Origin of the sequence: Brevibacterium sp. 2SA (assembly GCF_005502845.1) — a bacterium.
Taxonomy (GTDB): Bacteria; Actinomycetota; Actinomycetes; order Actinomycetales; family Brevibacteriaceae; genus Brevibacterium.
Map to the genome: position 1 here is coordinate 13871 of NZ_SCMW01000037.1, position 22304 is coordinate 36174.

The following is a 22304-nucleotide window of genomic DNA, read 5'->3' on the forward strand; positions in this document are numbered from 1 at the left end:
GCTCAGTCCGCGTCCGTCGGTTCGGTGGTGCCGCCGTCGTCCGGGCGGCTGAGTCCGAGCCAGGCGAGGACTTCATCCGTGTGTTCGCCGAGGTCGGGGCCGAGGTGATCGATCGGCAGCGAGGCGGTGCCGATGACCGGGGTGATCCCGGGGAAGGCGACGTCGGTCAGCGTCTCCTCGCCGGTGGAGACGTCGAGGTGCTGGATCATTCCGCGGGCGCGCAGCTGGTCGTCGGCGACGAGGTCCTCGGCCGTGTAGATCGGTCCCGCGGGCACTCCGGCGGCGTCGAGGACGGCGACGACGTCGTCGACCTCGCGGGTCGCGCACCAGGCGCCGATCGCCTCGTCGAGTTCGTCGCGCCTGGCCCACCGTCCCGCATTGGTCTGCAGGTCGGGGTCATCGCCGAGATCGGGGCGGTCGATCGCGGCCATGAGGCGGGTGAAGATGCCGTCCCCGTTGCCGGCGATGACGACGGACTTCCCGCCGGCGCAGAGGTAGCCGTTCGACGGCGCGATGCCCTCCATGCGGCCGCCGGTCCGGGTCCTCACCTCGCCGAAGGCGGAGTAGTCGGGCACGAGGGACTCCATGACGGAGAACATCGCCTCGTTGAGCGCGACGTCGACCGTGCGGTCGGCCAGCGGGCCCTCCCCTTCGAAGCCGGTCTCGGACCCGACGACCGCCTCGGCGGCGCCGTGGATCCTCTGCTGCTGACGGTCGAAGAGCATCATCACGGCGCCGAAGGCTGCCTGCATGCCCGCGATCGAATCGCCGATCGAGACGCCCACACGCACCGGCGGGCGGTCGGGATCGCCGACGAGTTCGCGGAAGCCGGAGTATCCCTCGGCGACGGCGGCGAAGCCCGGGCGCGCGGACAGCGGGCCGGTCTGACCGAATGCGGAGATGCGCACGAGGATGAGTTCGGGGTTGACCTCTTCGAGGACGTCGGGGCCGATCCCCCACTTCTCCAGGGTGCCGGGGCGGAAGTTCTCGAGGACGATGTCGGAGCGGCGGACGAGTTCGAGCACGGCCTCCCGTCCCGCCTCGGTGCGGAGGTCGAGGGTGACGGACTTCTTGTTGCGGTTGATCGTGCGGTAGAGCATCGACGTCGTGCCGGCCGTCAGGCGCCAGTTGCGCAGTTCGTCACCGGTGCCGGGACGCTCGACCTTGATGACCTCGGCGCCGAAGTCCGCGAGCATGCGCCCGGCGGTCGGCGCGGCGATGTAGTTGCCGAGTTCGAGGACTCGCACTCCGTCGAGCGGGAGGCGTCTGGTGGTCATGGGAGGCTCCTGTTCTCGGGCGGCCGCGACAGGCACCGCCGGGCGAACGATGGTCGCTTGACCTCCCATAGTGCCAGGTCATGGTCGCGGGCGCGGAGTCCTGCGTGTCCGCAAACTCAGAGTTCGATGAGTATTGCACAAACCTCCTTGCCGAATCGGAGGAGACGGCCAAGACTGACGAACATGTCGCGCAGTGCGACGGTTCGGCACCAGAGAAGGAGTGGGACATGACTTCGGAGAACTTCGGCAACGGCGGCTTCAACTCCGAGCAGGGGCAGGATCCGCAGGAGTCACAGCAGGGCCACCCGGGTCCGGGCAGCCAGTCCGAGTTCGGCGAGCAGGACACCGGCGGGCAGCCGCAGGGCGACCGCGGCGGGGTCGGCGGCCTCGACGGGCAGCAGGCGGGCCGCCCCGAAGGCGATGGCCTCGGCGACGGGCAGGACCGTCGACGCCTCGAGGAGAGCGAGGACGAGGGATTCGGCGGGACGCAGCAGCCTGAGACCGACTGACGCCGCACTCACTCGATCCGGGACCGATGGGTGGGGTCTCTTCGGAGACCCCACCCATCGCCGTCTCATCGGGGTCTGAGCCGGGTCAGAATGCGACCTGATCAGCACCTTTGAGTCCGAGCATGGCACGCGCTTCGTCAGGTGTGGCGACTTCCATCCCGAGTTCCTCGACGATTGCGCGCATCTTGGTCACCTGCTGCGCGTTCGACTCAGCCAGCCGACCCGGCCCGATCCACAGCGAGTCCTCGAGCCCCACGCGGATATGCGATCCCATCGTCACGCCCATCGTCGCCAGCGGCTGCTGGTTCCTCCCCGCGCCGAGGATCGACCACTCGTAGTCGTTGAGCAGTCGATCAGCGGTACGGCGCATGTGCATGAGATCTTCCGGGTGGCCACCGATTCCGCCGAGCAGCCCGAACACCGACTGCACGAACAATGGCCCCTGCGCCAATCCGCGATCCTGGAAATGGGCAAGCGAGTACACGTGCGAGATGTCGTAGCACTCGAATTCGAAGCGCGTGCCGTTGGCGTTGCCGATCTCGAGGATGCGCTCGATGTCGGCAAAAGTGTTCTTGAAGACGAGGTCACGGGAGTTCTCGAGGTGCACTCGCTCCCATTCGTGGTGGAAATCCGGATACTTGTCGAGCATCGGGAAGAGTCCGAAGTTCATCGACCCCATGTTGAGGCTCGCCAGCTCCGGCTTGAATGTCGCCACCGGCTGCATTCGCTCCTCGACGCTCATGTGCGGCGACCCTCCGGTGGTGATGTTGACGACCGCATCGCTGTTCGCCGCGACCTTCTCGAGCACCGGAGCGAAGTGCTCCGGTTCCTGAGAGGGTCGTCCGTCCTTCGGGTCACGCGTGTGCAGATGGAGGATTGCCGCGCCCGCCTCGGCGGCACCGATGGCGGCATCAGCGATCTCATCCTGAGTGACGGGAAGGTGAGGTGACATCGTGGGAGTGTGGATGGCGCCCGTGACCGCCGAGGTGATGATGACTTTGCGTGGTTGTGCCATGACTTCGAGTTCCTCTGGAATCAGTGATCGAATGAGATGAAGGGGCGAACAGCTCAGTAGAGCTTCTCCGTGTTGCCGTCGACGGCCATCGCCTGCCCACTGACATGTGAGGCCATCGCCGACGCGAGGAACACCGCCATATTGCCGATGTCATCGGCATCAGCGAGCTTTCCGAGGGAGGACTGCCCGGTGTAGAGCTCGGTGACTTCAGCCACGGTCGTGCCCAGCATCTCAGCCTTCGCCGCGATGACACCGTCAATGCGCGGACCGCCGACCGCTCCGGGGCAGATGGCGTTGCACCGGATCCCCTCAGGTCCCAGTTCGATGGCCAGGGTCTTCGTCAGTCCGACAACAGCCCATTTCGACGCCGAGTACGGGCTGCGACCGGCCATGCCCAGTCGCCCCGCAGCCGACGACAGATTGACGATGGACGGCCTCTCGCTCTTGCGCAGCAGTGGTAGGAAATGTTTGATGCAGTAGAACTGACTGTGGATATTGACGTCGAAGGTCGACAGCCACGCGGCAGACTCGAGGGTTTCGACCGGTCCTGTCGGGCCGGCTATCCCGGCATTGTTGACGAGGACGTCGAGTCCTCCCCACTCGGCGTTCACTTCGGCGGCGAGTGCGTTGACCTCATCTTCGGCTGCGGCATTCGACACCGTGGTGCGCAGGCCGGCGCCGCGAGCTTCGGTTGCCGCCGCTTCATCGACATCGGTCACCCACACTCGCGCGCCGACGTGGCGGAAGCGCTCGGCGATCGCTCGCCCGATGCCGGCGGCTCCCGCAGTGATGAGGACGCGGGCGTCATCGAGTTCGAACATGTCCATGGCTGGTCCTTTCGCTGTGTCTGCGGTGTCGATCATCGGGATCACTGCCCGGGGTGAGGCGTCGGGGTCCGACCGGGCGATTCGGCGACATCGCTGCGGTCGGTCTCGTGTCCCTGCTTGAGGAACGGGATGAGGCACGCGCCGATCACGCAGACCCCGACGATGAGCCAGAGGCCGGAGACTGCCGAACCGGTCAGATCCTCCATATACCCCATGATGTAGGGTCCGAGGAATCCGCCGAGCAGCCCGATCGTGTTGACGAGCGCGAGTCCGGCCGCGAGGCTGACGCCGGTGAGTCGCGTTGCGGGGAACGTGAAGAGGATCGGCTGCAGCACGAAGAAGTTGAAGGCCGCGAGGGAGAAGCCGATGAGCCCGAGCACAGGTCCCCCGATCGCCCCGATGATGTAGCCGACGATGATGCCGATCATGGCAGCCAGCGCGATGCGCTTCGACATGCTGGCGGTCTTCGCGAACCGCGGCAGGATGAGGGCGCCGACCGCGGAGAACACCCAGGGAACGGCAGTGAGGAGTCCGATCTCGATCGAGCTCATCTCACCCCAGCTGCCGATGATCGACGGCAGGAAGAAGTTGAGGGCGTACACCGCCAGTTGGTGACCGAAGTAGATGCCGATGACGAGGATGATCTGCCGGTCCCGGACGATGTCGATGAGCCGGTGGTTCGCCGCCCCCGATGCTCCCGCCTGTTCTTCGGCAGCGATGGTCTTCTCCAGTCGGTCAGCTTCCTCGGGAGTGAGGAACTTCGCCTGGCGGGGACCATCGGGCAGGAATTTCCAGACGACGAAGGCGAGGAAGCACGCCGGCAGACCTTCGATGAGGAACATCCACTGCCACCCGTGCAGTCCGAGGAACCCGTCCATCGTCAGAAGCAGTCCGCCGATCGGAGCGCCGACGATGTTCGCGATGGAGACGCCGAGGAGGAACGCACCGTTGGCCTTGGCCCGGTCCTTCACGGTGAACCATTTCGTCAGGTAGTACATGACACCGGGGAAGAGTCCGGCCTCGGCGATGCCGAGCAGCATGCGAAGGATGTAGAACGACCATTCGCCCTGGACGAACATCATCGCCGCTGAGATCAGGCCCCAGGTGATCATGATCCGCATGATCCACCAGCGTGCACCGACCTTGTGCATGATGATGTTCGAGGGGACCTCGAAGAGCGCGTAGGTGAGGAAGAAGAGTCCGGCACCGATTCCGTAGGCTGTCGCGGAGATTCCCAGGTCGATCTCCAGGCGGTCCTTGGCCATCCCGATGTTCGTCCGGTCGAGGAACGCGAGAATGTAGGCGGCGATGAGCAGCGGCATGAGCCGGGCGAAGATCACCCGATTGAGGACTTCGGGTGGGCGAGGGGCTGTCCTCGGATTCGCAGAGTTCGACATGATGTTCCTTCGTGAGAGTGGATCCGGTTCGGCTGCGCTGCCGAACCTCAGGTGCGCAGGTGCGCCGGAGGCTGAGAGTCAGCCTCGGTGCGAACGGGTGGTCAGAGCGTTGAAGGTCTCAGGGTTGCAGCCGCAGCTCGTGCCGATATGGAGAGCATGCGCGCAGATCACCGTGCGTGCGGAGGTTCCCGGATCGGAGATCCGCTCAAGGAGCACGCTGAATGCCGTGGTAGCCATCTCGACGACCGGTTGCACGACTGTCGTCAGTCCCATCAGGGGCGAGCGCGAGCGCGCAAGACCGTCGCTGCCGACGACGATGAGGTCATCGGGGATGTCGATGCCGTTGACGAGCGAGTGTTCGATGATGCCCAGTGCGACCTCGTCCGAGCCGCAGACGATTGCTTCGGGGCGGTCCCGCGGATCTGCGAGCAGCTCTTCGGCGGCGACCCGTCCCCCGTTGCGGTTGAGCGGAGTGCTCACCCGCCAGCGACCGGGAATGACGATCCCATGATCGGCGGCCGTGGCGATGAACGAGGTTTCACGGGTCGCCGAGGCGGTCGAGAATCGAGGACCGATGACCGTGGCGATCCGACTGACGCCGTGGTCGAGCACGTGAGTCATGAGTTCCCGCGCGGCTCGTTCGTCGTCGATCCCGATGAAGCTCGCGTCTGCGTGCTCGACGGTGCGGGAAAGGTTGACGACCGGGATCTTGGCAGCGCTGAGCGTGCCGTGCAGACGCGCGTCAAGACGCATCCCGCCGGTCGAGATCACGCCGTCGACGTTGCGCGCAGCCATGGTCGCGGCCACGTGGGCAAGGCGTTCGGGATCGTCGCCGGTGGTGGAGACGAAGACGTCGAATCCCTCTTCGGCGGCGGCTTCGATGATCGCCTGTGCCCAGTGCATGTGCATGTAGTTGACCATCGAGGGCACGATGAGTCCGATGACGCGGGTGAGCGTTCGGTTGTGCTTCGCCGTCGTCAGCGGAGACCGGTAGCCGAGTTCGTTCGCCGTCTCGATGACGTGTCGGCGCACCGTCGAGGACACGCCCTGCTTGCCGTTGAAGACATAGCTGACGGTAGCGGTGGAGACGCCGCAGGCGCGCGCCACCTGGGCCGCGGAGACTCGCGGTCGAGGTTTCGCCGTCCGGTTGTCGTTGTGCATCGTCTGGTCCTTCACGTCCTTGTGCAGATCGAATACTGCCATTGGACGCCCACTCACATTCGTTAAGCAATGTTAAGCAGCAGGAAGGGGCTCTGACGATGCGGCCTACTCCTCCGCGCCGAGATCCGAGCGGCCCCGCGCCTGGGACATGTAACCGGCCTTGGCACGGCGGGGAACGACGACGACGGGGACCGGCGAATTCTGCAGGATCCGCATCGCGTGGCTGCCGAGTGACACCCGTTTGAGCGTGCCGAGCCCCGAGGATCCGAGCATCATCACCTCGGGGTGCTCCCAGCCGATGCTCTCGAGCGCGGCCGCCCAGTTCGGCCCGGTGCCGATCGCGACCTCCGTCTCCCCCGGGTTGATGTGGAGCTGGCCGATCGAGCAGAGGATCTCATCGGTGTCGCGGCGGACGACCTTCGTCCACTCGTCGACGATCCCCGCCTCGGCGTTGAGCCCGATGCTCGCCGCCGACAGCACACGCGAACGCGGAGCGAACGACGCGATGCGGAAGGGAACCCCGGACTCCTGGGAGACGAACGCGGCACCGAGGATGAGCTCCGCCGAGGTCGACGATCCGCTGTAGGCCGCGGTGATCCGCTTGAGCCTCGCCCCCGCCTCGGCGCGGAACCCCAGAGGGGCGAGGACGACGGGCAGCTCCGCACTGTGGAGGAGTCCGTTCGTCACCGACCCGAGCGTGATCCGCCCGTCCCGACCGTCGGCGGCCGAACCGACGACGAGCCGGTACGCCCCGACGCGGCGGCAGACCTCGAGCAGGCCGCGGCGGGAGGAGCGGGCCGCGTGGACGATGTAATCGGCCTCGATGTCATCGGGAATGAGCGGTCGCACCTCCTCAAGGGACGCCTCGGCGACGGTGCGGATATAGGACTGGAACTCCTGGTCGACCTTGTCGCGGTTCGGCGGCCACGCCGTCGAACTCACCGACACCAGGGTGAGTGAGCGACTGTACGACCGGGCGAGCACGACTCCGAGCTCGACCGCGGAAGCGTTCTCCTGACCTGGGGCGACACCGACGACGATGCTCATCGCTGACCTCCTGCGGCGTCGCGGTCGGCGGCGGCCATCTGCTTGCCGAGAACCGAGTTCTTCCGGCCGAAGACGAGGTAGAGGCCGATGATGACCGCCGTCCACACGACGAACACGACGATGGTGATCGGGCGCAGGCTACTGATGATCCACAGGCAGCCGAGGATCGAGAGGATCGGCAGGACCGGGTAGAAGGGCACCTTGAAGCCGCGTTCGAGGTTCGGTTCGCGCACGCGGAGGATGATGACGGCGAGGGCGACGACGACGAAGGCGACGAGGGTGCCGATGCTCGTCATCTCGGCGAGGAAGTTGATCGGGATGAAGCCCGCAAGGATGGCAATGACGACGGAGACGACGATCGTGCCCTTGACCGGGGTCAGCGTGCGGGGGTTGACGTCCTGGAAGAGCTTGGGCATCATCCCGTCGCGAGACATCGTGAAGAGGATGCGGCTCTGACCGTAGATCGAGACGAGGGTGACGCTGAAGATCGAGATGACGGCACCGGCGGCCACCACGGTGCCGGGCCACGTCGAGCCGACGATGTTCTCGAGGATCGCCGACAGTCCGGCATCCTGCCCCTCGAACTCCTCCCACGGCTGCGCGCCGAGGGCGGCGACGGCGACGAGGACGTAGACGGAGGTGATGATGAGCAGGGCGAAGATCAGCGCCTTGGGCATCGTCTTCTTCGGATTCTTCGTCTCATCGCCGGCCGTGGCGACGGCGTCCATGCCGACGTAGCTGAAGAAGATGATGCCGGCGCCGGAGACGACGCCGGAGAGACCGAACGGAGCGAAGTTCGCGAAGTTGTCGGAGTTCCAGCCGGTGAGGCCGACGACGATGAAGAAGACGAGAACGGCGACCTTGATGCACACCATGACGGTGTTGACGACGACCGATTCGCCGGTGCCGCGGACGAGGAGGAAGCAGCACATCGCGAGCAGAAGGATCGCGGGAAGGTTGACGATGCCGCCCTCCTCCGGGGCGTAGGCGAGCGCGTCGGGGATCTGGAAGCCGAAGAGGTTGAAGAGGAGCTGGTTGACGTACTGCGACCAGCCGACGGCGACGGCGGCCCCGGCCACGCCGTATTCGAGGAGAAGACACGCGGCCACGCCCATTGCGGGAAGCTCACCGAGGGTGGCGTACGCGTACGAGTAGGAGGACCCCGACACCGGCACGCTGCCGGCGAGCTCGGCGTAGCAGATCACCGCGAGACCGGCGACGACGCCGGCGATGACGAAGGACCAGATGACGGCCGGACCGGCGACGGGCACCGATTCGGAGAGGATGAAGAAGATGCCCGTGCCGATCGTCGATCCGACGCCGATCATCGTCAGGGAGAAGAGCCCGATAGTGCGCTTGAGGTCGCTGCCGGACTCCTCGCTGTCGCGCGGCACCGGTTTCACTCGGAAGAGCTGTTGTCGCAGGGTGGCCATGACCGTCCTTCCCGACGTCATCGTCGTTGTTGCAGGGCGCGACGCCGAACCGCCGATCGGTCGCAGCAGGCCGCGCAAGTCACTTCTGTTATGCAGACCTTAGTCGACTGTGCGCCGATCGACGGATGAGCCAGGCGAATTGATGCGATGTCTTCGCGGGTCGCGGGGTGTGCGCGCGAGCGAGCGCCGTCGACCGCCATCGTTATTCAACCAAATGGTTGACAAAAACCCTGCGCAGCCCTACCGTTGTAATCAACCGAATGGTTGAGAAGCCGTTCACTGGCGACGGCAGCCGAAGGAGGTGCGGTGACCGACCAACTGTCGAAGGTGTTCGCGGCGCTGTCGGACCCCACGCGCAGGGACATCGTCGCCCGCCTCAGCGTGGCCGACGCCACGGTGAGCGAACTCGCCGAGCCCTACGACGTCAGCGTCCAGGCGGTGTCGAAGCATCTCAAGGTGCTCGAGGACTCGGGACTCGTCACGCGCTCCCGGGACGCCCAGCGTCGACCAGTCCATCTCGAGGACAACGTCTTCGATCTCATGACGAAATGGATCGAGCGCTACCAACACCAAGCCGAGGAGCGCTACCAGCGCCTCGACGCGGTACTCGACGAGATGGCCGCGGACGAGGACGGGGAGGACGCGAACCCGGGGACCGCCTCGGCGAGCTGACGCCCAGCACGACCACACCACCGGAAACGATCGACCGACACTGATGCAAAGGAGCATGACATGACCACCGACACCGATTTCAGCACGACGCGAATCGAGGCGCCCGAGGGCGTCCAGACCGTCTCGATCACCCGCGATTTCCAGGCACCGCCGGAGAAGGTGTTCCGGGCGCACGTCGACCCGGAGCTGTTCATGAAGTGGAACGGACCCGCCGAGATCACCAACACGGTCCGCGCCTGGGATCCGACGACCGGCGGGAACTGGAGCTACGTCTCCACCGACGACAACGGCGAGTACGGATTCTTCGGCTCGTTCCACGATGTGCGCGAGAACGAGCGCATCGTCCAGACCTTCACGTACGAGGGCTTCCCCGACGCCGTGAGCCTCGAGATCCTCACGCTCACCGACCTCGGCGACGGACGCACCCGGCTGAGCTCGACGGCGATCTTCGACTCCCTCGAGTCCCGCGACGGCATGGTCGCCTCGGGCATGGAGACCGGAATCGTCGAGGGCTATGACAAGCTCGACGCCCTGCTCGCCGAGGCGGGATGACCCGAGCTGACTCTCCCGGGACTGCTCCCGGGAGAGTCAGCTGCCGGCGGCAGGACTCTCCCGGGAGCGGTCGGCGGCTTCGGCCACCATCGCGAAGTACGCATCACGGCTGCGACGGACATGGACGGACATGAGGTCAGCGGCGGTTGCCTCCTGCCCGGCGTCGACAGCGGCGAGGATCCCCCGATGCTCCGACCACGCCTGCGACCCGCGGGTGGTGACGTTGAGCGAATACAGCCATTCGATCTTGCCCGAGATCTGTCTCAGCAGGCTGGTCAGCGACAGACTGCCGCTGAGTTCGGCGATGGCGAAATGGAAGCGCATGTTGAGTTCGGCGAGCTCGTCGAAGCGCTGCCGCGCGATGACAGCATCACCGTCGTCGAGGATCACCGTGATCTCCTTGCGCACCTGCCGCCACTGCGCATCGGTCGCCCCGCCGCTGCTCTGCGCGGCCGCCCGCTTCGCCGCCTTCCGTGCCGTCGCCGATTCGAGGACGTTGCGGATCTCGAAGAGGTCCTCGGCGTCATCGACCGGCGAGGGGGCGACCACACTGCCGACGTACGGCCGGGATTCGACGAGCCCTTCGGACTCGAGCGCCCGCAGCGCCTCGCGGATCGGGATGCGAGACACCGCGTAGTGGGTGGCGAGCGCCGCCTCCCGCAGCTTCGTGCCGGGTGGCAGCACACCGGCGATGATGTCGTGACGCAGCAGCGCACCGACGGCGGCGGCACTCGACCCGCTCATCATCGCCCCGCCGCGTAGCCTTGGGCACCGCGCGGATTCGCCGCCGCCGCGAGCGTGCCTGTCGTCGGTTCGCGGGTCACACACGACAGACGGCCGAGTTCCCAGTCGCCGGCCCGGGTCACCGCATGTCCGCGCTCGATGAGCCCTGCAATGACGTCCTCGCCGAGGCGGTCCTCGACGACGGCGCCCGCCGGCACCCAGGTGCGGGGCCAGAACGACCCGGCCAGCGCCGTCGTGTGCAGAGCCGGCGCGTCGATCGCCTGCTGGGGCGCGTATCCGCCGACGAGCATGCGGAGGATCATCAGCAGCTGCCACTGCTCCTGCTGGTCGCCGCCCGGGGAGCCGAACGCGATGATCGGCTGCCCGTTCTGCGAGATGAGCGTCGGTGTCAGGGTCGTCCGCGGGCGCTTGCCCGGCGTCAGCGCCGACGGCGAGTCCGCGTCGAGCCACGTCATCTGCAGGCGCGTGCCGAGGCAGAACCCGAGTTCGGGCACGACCGGCGACGACTGCAGCCACCCGCCTGACGGCGTGGCGGAGATGATGTTGCCCCAGTGATCGACGACGTCGATGTGGCAGGTGTCGCCCTTGCTGACTCCGTTCTTCTGGACGGTCGGCTCACCGATTCCCGCTCTGCTGAGCTCCTCCCGGTCCGCGCCTTCGGGGACGAGCGGCGGGGTGAACGTCGGAGCCTCGCCGGCCCGATTCGGCCCGGGTCGGAACTCCGCCGAGGCAGTGTCGGCGATGAGGTTGCGGCGGCTCGCGGCGTACTCGTCACTGAGCAGCCAGTCAAGGTCGACCGCGGCGTCACCGTAGTAGGCGTCGCGGTCGGCCATCGCGAGTTTGAGGGCTTCGAGGATCGTGTGGGCGCCGATCTCCGTCGACGGATCGAGGCGCTCGTCGTCGAATCCGTCGAGGATCGTCAGCGCCTGGAGCAGTGCCGGCCCCTGTCCCCACGGTCCGATCTTCGCGATCTCGTATCCCCGGAAGTCGATCGTCACCGGCGTCTCGTATCCTGCGTCGAAACCGGCCATGTCAGCGACCGTGATGACTCCGGCGTGGTCACCGCCGGTCGAATGGCGGTGAGGGGTCCGCACGAACTCGGCGATCGCCTCGGCGACGAATCCGGTCTTCCACTCGGTCCGGGCGGCACGGATCCGCGCCGCCCGGGCATCCGCACGGTTCCTGGCCCGGCCGCCGTCCGGCCCGTCCGCGCCCTCACCGGCGGCAACGCCCTCACCGGCGGCGATGAGTCGTCGGAGCACCTCGGCGTAGGCCGGATTGACGATGATCTCTCCGGGCTCGGGAACCCGGCCACCGGGCATCCACAGCTGCGCCGAGGTCGGCCAATGGTCGGTGAAGAGCTCCTGCACCCGCTCGATGGTGCCGACGACCCGCGCGAGGACGGGGTGTCCGTTCTCTGCGTAGTCGATCGCGTAGGCGAGCACCTCGGCGAGCTCCCAGGTGCCGTGGTCCTCGAGGAGGGCGAGCCACGCGTCGACGGAGCCGGGCACGGCAGCGGCGAGGGCACCCGCTCCGGGCACCATGTCGAGCCCCTCGCTGCGGAAGTGCTCGATGGTCGCCGCCGCCGGAGCCGGGCCCTGGCCCATGAGGATCTGCGGGGAGGACGGGTCCTCGGCCGTGGCGAACACCCCCGTCATATCGCCGCCGGGCCCATTGAGGTGGGGTTCGACGACGTGGAGGACGAAGGCTCCGGCCACCGCGGCGTCGAAGGCGTTGCCACCGCGTTCAAGGACGGCCTGCGCCGAGGCGGTCGCGAGCCAATGCGTCGATGCCGACATTCCGAAACGGCCTTCGAGCGTCGGGCGGGTCGTGAACGCGGCAGGCGCGGTAAAGGTCATATCGGTGTCCCTCCGTGGAACCGGTGACGCGTCGGGAATTCGTCGTTGAAGCCATCGTAGGCAATCGGGAGAGCGATGCCGGCCTTCCGTTTGCATACAATCTATCGACGGTTATGCTTTTTGTATACAAACCCAAGGAGTCTCCCGCACCGTGGGAGGCCCGATTCGGGCCGGTCCCCAACCGGCCCGCGACTGTGCCCGGCACTGCGCAATCCGCAGGATCCGCGCCAGTCGAGAGAGCCGCGCGCTCGGGCGGCCATGACCTGGCCGAACAGGTGCCGGCTCAGCAATGAGACGACAACACGTACGACTCACCCTCACCCCCACGCGCGTGCGAGAGCACGCGCGTGGACCCCTCCTGACAGGCGGCCCCCGCCTCTGCGCGTGGACCCCTCCCGACGAAAGGGGCGCAATGGATCGCCGCCTCGACCTCGCGATGCTCCTCGTCCTCACCTTCTCAACAGGGATGGTCGACGCGATCGGCTATCTCGGATTCGACAAGATCTTCACCGCGAACATGACCGGCAACGTCGTCATCCTCGGCATGGCGCTCACCGGCGCCGACGACCTGCCCGTCCTCCGCCCGGCGCTCGCGCTCGCCTTCTTCATGGTCGGCGCGGCACTCGGCGGACGCATCCTCGGCCGTCGCGGCGAGGCCTGGCACCACCGGACGACGCTGATCTTCACGCTCGTCGCGCTCGGCTGCGCGGCGCTGTCCGTCTACGTCGCCGTCGTTCCCGATCCGGCCCTCGGGGCGTCCGGCACGATCTTCACCTCGGCGCTCTCCACGCTCATGGGCGCGCAGGCCGCCGCGGCACGGCGGATGAAGATCGCCGATGTCACGACCGTCGTCGTCACCTCGACGATCGTCGGTCTCGCCGCGGACTCCCGGCTCGCCGGCGGCGACAGCACGAACTGGATCCGCCGTGGCCTCGCCGTCGCGCTCATCCTCATCGGCGCCCTCGCCGGGGCCGCCTCCCTGCTCATCAACCAGTGGATCGGCATCGCGCTCGTCGCCGTCATCATCGCCGTCGCCGCGGTCATCGGCCACCGTGCGATGCATCGCCGCACCCTCGCCGAGGCGGTCGCCGCCTGATCCGCACAGGCCGGGTTCGTCTGTCGCCGCGGTGAGAGGCGGTTCGGCGTCGCGGTGGTCACCCGCATCGATCGCGTGTGCCGCCTCCCGCTCACTCTGCGGGGATCTCCGGCAGCAGCCGGGGGCCCGAGCCGTTCGTCCCGAGTTCGTCATCGGGATTGAGCACGCGGCAGCTCTTCAGCGACACGCACCCGCACCCGATGCACTCGACGAGTTCGCTCTCCATCCGCTCGATCTCCCGCCGCCTGGCCTCGAGCTTGCCGCGCCAGCGCTCACTGATCCGCCGCCAGTCCGCCTTGCCGGGCATCCTGTCCGACGGCAGGTCGGAGAACACCTCGGCGACCTCGACGAGGGGAATGCCCATCCGCTTGGCCACCTGGATCACCGAAACCCGGCGGATGACGTGGCGCGCGTAGCGTCGCTGCCCGCCGGAGGTCCGGGTCGAGGAGATGAGTCCCTGGCGTTCGTAGAAGTGCAGCGCCGAGACGGCAACGCCCGTGCGCCTCGCGACCTCACCGACCGAGAGCAGATCGGTGGGCGAGGGCTTCGCGTCGGGAGAATTCTTCACATTCATCATTGACCTCAACTTTGGTTGAGGTTTTAGCGTAGCCGATATGAGAGACGACGACAGGCCCCCAACTGCCTCCGATCCGACAACGACTCCCGATCCGACGACGAGCATGCCGCGTCAAACCGGCAGCTGGCGCGAGCTCTTCGGCCCCGACCATCTCACCGCCTCCCTCGTGCTGGCCGGCGGCATCGCCGTCTACGCGATGAACACCTTCGTCACCGCCGCCCTCCTGCCCTCGGCGATCGCCGACATCGGCGGCGAACCCTACTTCGCCTGGGTGACGACGGCCTTCCTCGTCGCCTCCGTGCTCACGTCGATGCTCGTCGCCCGCACCCTCGGAGCCTGGGGTGCCGCCCGCGCGTACCTCTTCGCCTTCGTGCTCTTCGCCGCCGGCTCCCTCGGCGCGGCGCTCGCCCCGACGATGGAGCTGCTCGTCGGGGCCCGCATCATCCAGGGCGCCGGCGGCGGTCTGCTCGCCGGCCTCGGCTATGCGGTCATCCGTGACGCGCTCCCCCGCAGGCTGTGGACGCGCGCGACCGGACTCGTCTCGGCGATGTGGGGCGTCGGCACCCTCGTCGGGCCGGCCGTCGGCGGCCTGTTCGCCCAATTCGACTTCTGGCGCGGCGCGTTCTGGCTGCTCACCCTCATGTCGCTGGCGCTGGGACTCATGGCGGTGCGCAGCCTGCCCGGCCGCTCCGCCGACCGGCCCGACTTCGGACGGCTGCCCTACGCCTCCCTGACTCTCCTCGTCCTCGCGGCCTCGGCATTCAGCGCGGCCGCCGTCGTCCCCGTCGGCGCGCCGACGGCCGTGGCCCTGACGCTCGGCGTCGGCCTCGTGCTCGCCTTCGTCCTCACCGACAGACGCTCCGCATCGCCCGTCCTCCCCCACATCACCTACCGCCGCGGCAATCCGCTCAAATGGATCTACCTCGTCCTCGGCATCCTCTCCTCCGCGGCGATGATCGAGATCTTCCTGCCGAAGTTCGGCCAGGAGCTCATCGGGATGTCCCCGTTCCTCGCGGCCGTCTTCGGCGTCGCCATCTCCGTGGGCTGGAGCTTCATCCAGATCTTCAGCGCGAGCGTCGACAGCGCCCGTCTCGCCCGCCGCTTCATGGTGCTCGGGCCGATCCTCGTGACCGCAGGCCTGACCGTCTACGCACTCACCCAGCACGTCGACGGACGGTGGATCGCCTGGGTCTGGGCAGCGGGGCTCGTCGTCGCCGGAACCGGCATCGGCCTCGCCTTCCCTCACCTCAACGTCGCGGCGATGAGCAGCAGCGACGACCCGGTCGAGGGCTCGAAGGCGGCCGCGGGACTCGGCACCGCGGAACTCATCGCCAACGCGATCGCCTCAGCCCTCGTCGGCGTGCTCGTCGCCGTCGGCGGCCCCGGCGCGGGCGGGTCGACGACGATGGGTGCAGGGCTCGCCGCCCTCGGTGCCGTCGGCGTCGTCATCGCCGTGCTGACCTTCCGCACCCGTTCGCCGGGGTGACGTTCCATCACGTTCGCCCACCTCGGCGCCCTCGTTCAGCACTTCGCGTGAAAATCGCGTCTTGGGAGAGCCGATTCTCACGCGAAGTGTTGAGCGAGCACTGACAGGCGAGTCACGCCGACTCCCGGTCTACCCGCGCAGTCGCGTCATCTCCGGATCGTAGAGAGGTTCGGCGGAGACGGTCGCCGGCACCCGGCGCCCGAAGTACTCGATCTCGACGGGATCACCGACGGACAGGGTGTTCGGCAGCCACGCGTAGGCGATCGCCTTCCCGATCGTGTACCCGTACGCCGCCGAGGTGACGTACCCGTCGGCCGCACCCGACCCCGAGGCGGTGCCCGATCCTGAGGCCGCACCCGACCCCGACACAGTACCGCCCACCGCGGCACCACCGCCGGCCTCCGACCGCCCGACGTAGACGGGTTCCTTGCCGAGGACGATGTCGCTCGGCTCATCGAGGGTGAGGCACGTGAGCTTCTTCTCCGCCGCCGCGGCACGGGCCGCGAGCGCCGACTTCCCGACGAAGTCATCGGTCTTCGAGGCCTTGACGGCGAAGCCGAGACCGGCCTGCTCGGGTTCGTGCTCGCTCGTCATGTCCGTGCCGAAGGACCGGAAGCCCTTCTCCAGTCGCAGGGAGTTGAATGCCTCCCGACCGGCGGCGATGATCCCGAACTCCTGTCCGGCCTCCCACAGCACATCCCAGAGCCGGTGCCCGAGATCCGCCGAGGTGTAGAGCTCCCAGCCGAGCTCCCCGACATACGACAGCCGCATCGCCGTGACCGGGATGCCGGCGATCGTGATGGGCTTCGTCCGGAAGTACTTGAGCCCCTCATCGGTGAGGTCGTCGTCGCTGACCGCGGCGATGACGTCCCGGGCGCGCGGTCCCCACAGGCCGATGCAGCACGTGCCTGGTGTCGTCTCCCGCACCGTCACCCACTGGCTCGGGTCCTCCTCGGTCTGCCGCCGCGCGGCCCGGGAGATGTAGGCGAGATCGATATTGCTGTTGGCCCCCACCTGGTAGGTCTCCTCGTCGAGGATCGCCACCGTGATGTCCGAGGTGATGCCGCCGGCCTCGTCGAGGAGCAGCGTGTAGCTCACCGCTCCGGGCTTGCGCAGCATCGACGAGGTCGTCAGCCCGTGGAGCAGTCGGCCGGCTCCGGGACCCTTGACCTCGAAGCGCTTGAGCTGGGTCATGTCGAACATCGCGACGTTCGTCCGCGTCTTCCACGCCTCGACGGCGGCGATCGGCGAATGGAACTGGTCGGCCCACGCCTCCCGCTCCGGGGCCCGCCACTCCTCGGGCAGCTCGTCGAGCAGCGCGGCGTTCGCTTCGTACCAGTGCGGGCGCTCCCACGCCGCGGCTTCGAGGAACACCGCCCCGAGCCGCTTCTGCTGCTCGTTGAATGGGCTGAGCCGCACATCGCGCGGTGAGACCCGGGGCTGGAGCGGGTGGAGGACGTCGTAGATCTCGCGGAAGTTCTGCTGCGAGGTCTCGCTGACGTACTCCGGTGTCGTCTGGACGTCCTCGAAGCGGTTGAGGTCGAGCCCGCTGAGGTCGGTCGACGAGTGCCCGCGGGCGATGAGCTCGGCAACGGCCTTCGCGACGCCGCACCCGTGGGTGACCCACACCGCCTCGGCGACGAAGAATCCGTCGACGTTCCGGGACTCCCCGACCAGCGACCCGCCGTCGGGGGTGAAGGAGAAGATGCCGTTGAAACCGCGTTGGATGTCGGTCTGTGCCAGCTCCGGGAGGATCTGCCGGCTGAGCTCCCACTCGCGCTCGAAGTCCTCGGGGGTGAAGGTCAGGGACGACGGCATCCGCTCGGACGTGATCTCGTCGGGGTCGTACGCCGGCAGCTCATCGAGGTCGACGGGCATCGGACGGTGCGCGTACGAACCGATGCCGATCCGCTCGCCCCATTCCCGGTAGTAGAGGTCCTCGTCCTGGTAGCGCAGGATCGGCGCCTGCGCACCGTTGGGCAGCTCGTTCTTCCCGACCAGGCTCGGAACCTCGGTCGACCACGCGAACTGGTGGGCCAGCGGCAGCAGCGGGATCGGGGTGTCGGCCATCGCCCCGATCGTCGGTCCCCAGAAGCCTGCACACGAGACGACGATGTCGGCGGGGATCCGCTCGTCGCCGGCGATGACCGCCGCGACCTTGCCCCCGGCATGCTCGATGCCGGTGACGACCGTGCGGTCGCGGAACTCGACCCCGGCGGCTTGGGCGCGCTCGATGACGAGCTGTGTGCCCCGCGCCGCCAGCGCCAGTCCGTCGCCGGGGGTGAAGAGGCCGCCCAGGACCATGTCCGGGTTGAGCATCGGGAAGAGCCGCACCGCCTCCTCGGCGTCGACCACCTCGGCGTCGACACCCCACGCGCGGTTCCAGCCGGCCCGCCGGTCGAGGTCGGCGAGCCTCTCCGGGGTCGTCGCGATCTCGAGCCCGCCGACGGGGAGGAACGATCCCCGCCCGTTAGGTCCGGTCAGCGATGTCAGCTTCGCGATCGTGTACTGCGCGAACTCCGTCATCGACTTCGACGGATTCGACGAGAACACGAGTCCCGGGGCGTGCGAGGTCGAGCCGCCGGGGATGGACAGCGGCCCCTGTTCGATGACGAGCGTGTTCGTCCAGCCCAACTGGGCGAGCTCATCGGCGAGGTTCGCCCCGACGATGCCCGCTCCGATGATGACGACCCGCGGTGAGGAATTCGACACTGGGTTCTCCTTGCTGTGGTGACGCTGCGATGGACAGGTGTGGTGATGCGTTCGCCGAGGTGGTCGCCCCGTCCCGTCCCCGCGCCGAGGCGGGTGCCGGGACCAGGGACCTCGTGGCCTAGGCGTCGATGACGAGATCGGTCGTCGCTGTCGAGCAGCAGGGGAGGAATTTCCCCGCCTCGATCTCGCGGGCGCGGATGCCGCCCTGGTGGTTCATGTCGACCTCCCCGTCGAGTTTGACGACCTTGCACGACCCGCACATGCCCTCCTGGCAGTTCGCTCCGATCCGCACCCCGGCCCGCCGTGCGGCCTCGAGGATGTTGGCCTCCGGGGCGATGCGGACATTCACCCCGGTGCGGAGGAAGGCCATGGTGAGTTCGCCTTCTCCCACGGTAGCGAAGCTGTCCGGATCCGCGGGTCTCGTTTCGCCATCATCGGCACTCTCGGAGGTCGTCTCGCCCTCGGCGGGCACGGCCTCGAGGGGGACGCCCACGGCAGCGTCGGCCGCCTCGGCGTCGTACTCGGGTTCGTAGAGGTCGAGGGCGGCCGGCTGCTGTTCCCAGTACTCCTCGGTCGACGAGGCGATCTCCCCGGCGATCTCTCCGGCCAGCGCCACCTCCTCGGCGTATTCGAGGCGGGTGGCCCGGTCGCCGGAGAAGAACTCCATGAAGATCGAGGTGTCGTCGACGCCGACCCGACTCAGGCATTCCGTGGCCGTGTTGAGGTATCCCTCGGGCCCGCAGGCGAAGACCTGGCGTCCGTTGGCGTCGGGGACGACCTCGTCGAGGAGCGCGGCCGAGAGCCGGCCTGTCCGTCCCGTCCACGCCTCCGCCGTCTGCGCCCGATCGCCGAGGCAGTAGACGACCTGGATCCGGAAGTCGGCCTTCTCGAGGAAGTCGAGCTCGTCGGTGAAGGCGAAGCGGTCGGGCTCCGACCCGTGGTAGAGGAGGATGACGTCGGCCTGCCCGGGCAGCGAGTGGATCGTGCGGATCATCGACATCAGCGGCGTGATCCCGGCCCCGGCCGCGAGCAGCAGGTAGCGGGCCCGTCGGTCCCAGTCGGCGAGGTGGAAGGCGCCGACGGGACCGAGCATCTCGAGCACCGTGCCCGGCCTGATCGACTCGTGCGCCCACGGTGAGACGAGCCCGTTGTCATCGCGTTTGATCGTCACGGAGAACGTCCACGGTTCGGTGGGCGCCGAGGACAGGGAGTAGCTGCGGGACTCCGGCTCCGCCTCGGCGCCGTAGATGGGGAAGTCGATGTTGACGTACTGTCCCGACCGGAACGCCAGCGGTGCGCCGTCGGTGCGGCGGAAGACGAACGTCATCATGTCCCCGGCCTCGGGGATCGTCTCGACGCATTCGGCGGTGAACTCCTGCGGATGCCACGGTCCCAGCGCGGTCGCGGCACCGGCCGGGCCCGCGGTCGAGCCGAGGACCCGGTTCCACGGCATCTCGAGGCCGCGGATCCGCTGCGCGAGCGGGATGGTCGGGTCGGCGATCGACCTCATTCCACGTGCTCCCGCATCCGGCCGACGTACCAGTTGATGAAGGCCTCGACCTGGTATTCGCTCTTCATGTACGGGCCCTGTTCGTACATCGGGCTGGCCGCGCCTTGCTGGCAGAGCTCGACGAACGCCTTGTCCTGGAGGTTCGTCTGCTTCCACGTGTGGGTGAGCGTCTCGAGGTCGTAGTCGACGCCCTCGACCGCGTCATCGGCGACGAGCCACGTCGTGCGCACGAGCGTCTGGTGGGCGCTGATGGGGAACGCGGCGAAGGTGATGACATGGTCGCCGAGGAGGTGGAACCAGCTGTTGGGCTGCAGGTGCATCGAGCACCGCCCGAGCCGGAAGTCCGGCAGATCGCCGAGGAGCTTCTTGACGAGCCGACGCCCGTCGGCGGAGAACGACTCGCCCTCCCCATCGAGGGACTCCCGGGAGATCCGGATGCCGGCGACGCGGGTGTCGAGCTCCTCGATGACCTCGTACGGCAGCCCGTAGCGGCGGCACCGGTACTCGAGCGAGGCCTGCGCCTGCTGGTTGCGTTCCCACACCTCGGTCAGGTGCGGGGGCACGGTCTCGTCGCTCAGCCCCCAGGTCGGGAAGAGCGAGCACGCGAGCTCGGGATGGCCGTCGCAGTGGTAGCACTCACGGTTGTTCTCCATGACGAGCTTCCAGTTGCCCTCCTCGACGATGTTCTGCTGGTAGGCGACCTTCGTCTTCGCGAGCTCGTGCGGACCGACGTAGGGCGCGAAGAGGTCGGCCACCTCGGCGAAGTCCTCCGGCGGCTCCTCGGCCAGGCAGAGGAAGACGAGGCCGGCGACGACCGTCGCATGGGCGCGCTTGAGCGCGTAGCAGGCCTTGTCGAAAGACATCTCCCCCGGCGCCGAGGCGTGGATGAGCTCGCCGTCGGGCGAATACGTCCACGAGTGGTAGCCGCACACGAGGTTGCCCGTCGTGCCCGAGGGCTCGGTGAGGACCCGGGCGCCGCGGTGGCGGCAGACGTTGTGGAGGGCGTTGACGCCGCCGTCGTCGGTGCGCAGGACGATGAGCGAGTACGGCCCGAGGTGGAGGGTGATGTAGTCACCGGGCTCGGGGATCTCGGCGACGCTGCACGCGAAGACCCAGTGCCGTCCGAAGATGCCCTGCATGTCGAGGTTGAAGAGGTGGTCGTCGGTGTAGAACGGGGCTTCGAGTGAGAAGCCCTGGCGCCTGGTGTCGAGGAGGAGGCGGATCTCGTCGAGCCTCTCCTCGCTGATCCCCGCGGGGAATCCCTGCTTCGTCGGTGCCAGGTTGGTAGCGGTCAATTCCGATCTCCCTTGATGCGCTCATGAAGGCGAGCGGCCCCTCGGGCGTGGCCGACCCATCGCCCAGCCCCGCCGCCTCGCTGATGTCACGATAGACCTGGCGAACACTGCGGGAAAAGCGCGAGATTCCGGAGATCAACGTGCGGAATCAGTGCATAATGTCAGCATGCTTGACCCGCGTCTCATCACGCTGCGGACGTTCGCCGAATCGGGCACGATCGCGGCCACCGCAGAGCTCACCGGATACTCCCCCTCGGCGGTGTCCGCGCAGCTGCGCGACCTCCAGAATGCGCTGGGAATGACGCTTCTGACCAAGGACGGGCGCGGCCTGCGGCTGACGGCGACGGGCCGCTATCTCGTCCGCCGGTCCGACCGGCTGATCTCCGTGTGGGAGGAGATCCGCGCCTCCTCGTTCACTGCCGGTGACCAGGCGCCTTCCCATTTCGGGATCGGCGGGTTCTCGACCGCCTCGGCGAATCTCCTCGCTCCGCTCGCGGCCAACCTGCGCACCACCCATCCGGAGGTCAGGGTCCACGTCATCGAGGCGAGCCCGAGCCGCTGCTTCGACCTCCTCGTCGCCGAGCGCATCGACCTCGCCGTCGTCGTCTCCCCGCGTGGGGACGCCCGGGCGGAGAACGATGCGCGGTTCGAGAAGGTCGACCTCCTCGACGATCCGCTCGATGTCATGGTGCCCGCCGACCACCCGGTCGCCGGTCTCGACGCGGTCGATCTGTCGGATCTCGCCGGCGAGGACTGGATCACCGCGGTGCCCGGCTCGCCGTACCACGCGCTCTTCATCGCCGCGTTCACTGCGGCCGGGCTGACGCCGACGATCGCACACGAGTCCGTCGAGTGGGAGACCTCGGCTGCGCTCGTCGGCGCCGGCATCGGGGTCAGCCTCGTCCCCCGGCTCGCGAACCTCTCCGGAGAGGACAACGTCAGGCGCGTGCGGCTGACCGGCACGGCCCGACTCTCGCGGAAGATCATCGCCGCCGTGCGCACCGGCAGCCGCGGCTCACCGCTCATCCGCGAATCCCTCCGCCACCTGCGCGCGACCTCCCAACGGATCCTCGCCACCCGCCTCGGCGAGCCCGACTGACGAGGTGGGGCGGACGTGCGGGGCGGGATGCCAGGC

The 22304-nt window shown here is 67.9% G+C and carries 19 protein-coding genes; 6 read left to right on the top strand and 13 right to left on the bottom strand.

What is annotated here, in order from left to right; genetic code table 11:
* Positions 1-2: 2 nt before the first annotated feature.
* Positions 3-1277 carry a CaiB/BaiF CoA-transferase family protein gene (locus FFS20_RS12630; RefSeq protein ID WP_137826197.1) on the bottom strand — a complete coding sequence of 425 codons (1275 nt, stop codon included), beginning with the start codon at positions 1275-1277 and terminating at the stop codon, positions 3-5.
* 227 nt (positions 1278-1504) lie between these two features.
* Between FFS20_RS12630 and FFS20_RS12635 the strand changes: the two genes are divergently transcribed.
* Entirely contained in the window at positions 1505-1786 is a 282-nt protein-coding gene (locus FFS20_RS12635; protein WP_137826198.1) for a hypothetical protein, read from the top strand.
* 85 nt (positions 1787-1871) lie between these two features.
* Here FFS20_RS12635 and FFS20_RS12640 read toward each other — a convergent pair whose 3' ends face one another.
* The 6 genes from FFS20_RS12640 to FFS20_RS12665 all read right to left on the bottom strand — a co-directional run bounded on the left by FFS20_RS12640 (position 1872) and on the right by FFS20_RS12665 (position 8666).
* Positions 1872-2801, bottom strand: coding sequence for a 3-keto-5-aminohexanoate cleavage protein (locus FFS20_RS12640; RefSeq protein ID WP_137826199.1), 930 nt, complete (start codon positions 2799-2801; stop codon positions 1872-1874).
* A gap of 53 nt (positions 2802-2854) precedes the next feature.
* Positions 2855-3628 carry an SDR family oxidoreductase gene (locus FFS20_RS12645; RefSeq protein ID WP_212743338.1) on the bottom strand — a complete coding sequence of 258 codons (774 nt, stop codon included), beginning with the start codon at positions 3626-3628 and terminating at the stop codon, positions 2855-2857.
* Between the two features lie 41 nt (positions 3629-3669).
* Positions 3670-5025, bottom strand: a complete 1356-nt coding sequence (locus tag FFS20_RS12650; protein ID WP_171007078.1) for an MFS transporter — start codon at positions 5023-5025, stop codon at positions 3670-3672.
* 78 nt (positions 5026-5103) lie between these two features.
* Complete coding sequence (locus tag FFS20_RS12655) at positions 5104-6228, bottom strand: LacI family DNA-binding transcriptional regulator (RefSeq protein ID WP_137826200.1); 1125 nt, start codon at positions 6226-6228, stop codon at positions 5104-5106.
* A 63-nt stretch (positions 6229-6291) separates the two neighbouring features.
* A complete protein-coding gene (locus FFS20_RS12660) occupies positions 6292-7233 on the bottom strand; it encodes a universal stress protein (protein WP_137826201.1) in 942 nt (313 codons plus the stop codon).
* Positions 7230-8666, bottom strand: coding sequence for an amino acid permease (locus tag FFS20_RS12665; protein WP_137826202.1), 1437 nt, complete (start codon positions 8664-8666; stop codon positions 7230-7232). The genes FFS20_RS12660 and FFS20_RS12665 overlap by 4 nt, the downstream gene beginning before the upstream one ends.
* Positions 8667-8972: 306 nt before the next feature.
* Here FFS20_RS12665 and FFS20_RS12670 point away from each other — a divergent pair, with 306 nt between their 5' ends.
* Positions 8973-9338 carry a metalloregulator ArsR/SmtB family transcription factor gene (locus tag FFS20_RS12670; protein WP_137826203.1) on the top strand — a complete coding sequence of 122 codons (366 nt, stop codon included), beginning with the start codon at positions 8973-8975 and terminating at the stop codon, positions 9336-9338.
* Positions 9339-9398: 60 nt separating this feature from the next.
* A complete protein-coding gene (locus FFS20_RS12675; protein ID WP_137826204.1) occupies positions 9399-9890 on the top strand; it encodes an SRPBCC family protein in 492 nt (163 codons plus the stop codon).
* A 36-nt stretch (positions 9891-9926) separates the two neighbouring features.
* Here the strand turns inward: FFS20_RS12675 and FFS20_RS12680 are convergent, their stop codons facing one another.
* Both FFS20_RS12680 and FFS20_RS12685 read right to left on the bottom strand, forming a co-directional pair.
* Positions 9927-10634: a GntR family transcriptional regulator gene (locus FFS20_RS12680; protein WP_137826205.1), complete on the bottom strand. Its 708-nt coding sequence runs from the start codon at positions 10632-10634 to the stop codon at positions 9927-9929.
* Positions 10634-12493, bottom strand: a complete 1860-nt coding sequence (locus FFS20_RS12685) for a gamma-glutamyltransferase (RefSeq protein ID WP_137826206.1) — start codon at positions 12491-12493, stop codon at positions 10634-10636. Before FFS20_RS12685 ends, FFS20_RS12680 begins: the two co-directional genes overlap by 1 nt.
* A gap of 412 nt (positions 12494-12905) precedes the next feature.
* Here FFS20_RS12685 and FFS20_RS12690 point away from each other — a divergent pair, with 412 nt between their 5' ends.
* Positions 12906-13589, top strand: coding sequence for a YoaK family protein (locus FFS20_RS12690; protein ID WP_137826207.1), 684 nt, complete (start codon positions 12906-12908; stop codon positions 13587-13589).
* A 91-nt stretch (positions 13590-13680) separates the two neighbouring features.
* On the opposite strand, the gene soxR is transcribed toward FFS20_RS12690, so the two are convergent.
* Entirely contained in the window at positions 13681-14166 is a 486-nt protein-coding gene (soxR, locus tag FFS20_RS12695) for a redox-sensitive transcriptional activator SoxR (RefSeq protein WP_212743339.1), read from the bottom strand.
* A gap of 103 nt (positions 14167-14269) precedes the next feature.
* Here soxR and FFS20_RS12700 point away from each other — a divergent pair, with 103 nt between their 5' ends.
* On the top strand, positions 14270-15652 hold the full coding sequence (locus FFS20_RS12700; protein WP_137826209.1) for an MFS transporter: 1383 nt from the start codon (positions 14270-14272) through the stop codon (positions 15650-15652).
* 129 nt (positions 15653-15781) lie between these two features.
* Here FFS20_RS12700 and FFS20_RS12705 read toward each other — a convergent pair whose 3' ends face one another.
* The 3 genes from FFS20_RS12705 to FFS20_RS12715 form a co-directional block, all read right to left on the bottom strand.
* Positions 15782-18364 (bottom strand): FAD-dependent oxidoreductase, encoded by a 2583-nt coding sequence (locus FFS20_RS12705; protein WP_137826210.1) that lies wholly within the window; start codon positions 18362-18364, stop codon positions 15782-15784.
* 118 nt (positions 18365-18482) lie between these two features.
* On the bottom strand, positions 18483-19874 hold the full coding sequence (locus tag FFS20_RS12710; RefSeq protein ID WP_137826211.1) for an iron-sulfur cluster-binding domain-containing protein: 1392 nt from the start codon (positions 19872-19874) through the stop codon (positions 18483-18485).
* Positions 19871-21169: an aromatic ring-hydroxylating dioxygenase subunit alpha gene (locus tag FFS20_RS12715; RefSeq protein ID WP_137826212.1), complete on the bottom strand. Its 1299-nt coding sequence runs from the start codon at positions 21167-21169 to the stop codon at positions 19871-19873. Before FFS20_RS12715 ends, FFS20_RS12710 begins: the two co-directional genes overlap by 4 nt.
* Before the next feature lie 166 nt (positions 21170-21335).
* On the opposite strand from FFS20_RS12715, the gene FFS20_RS12720 reads away from it, so the two are divergent.
* Complete coding sequence (locus tag FFS20_RS12720) at positions 21336-22268, top strand: LysR family transcriptional regulator (RefSeq protein ID WP_137826213.1); 933 nt, start codon at positions 21336-21338, stop codon at positions 22266-22268.
* Positions 22269-22304: the final 36 nt, after the last annotated feature.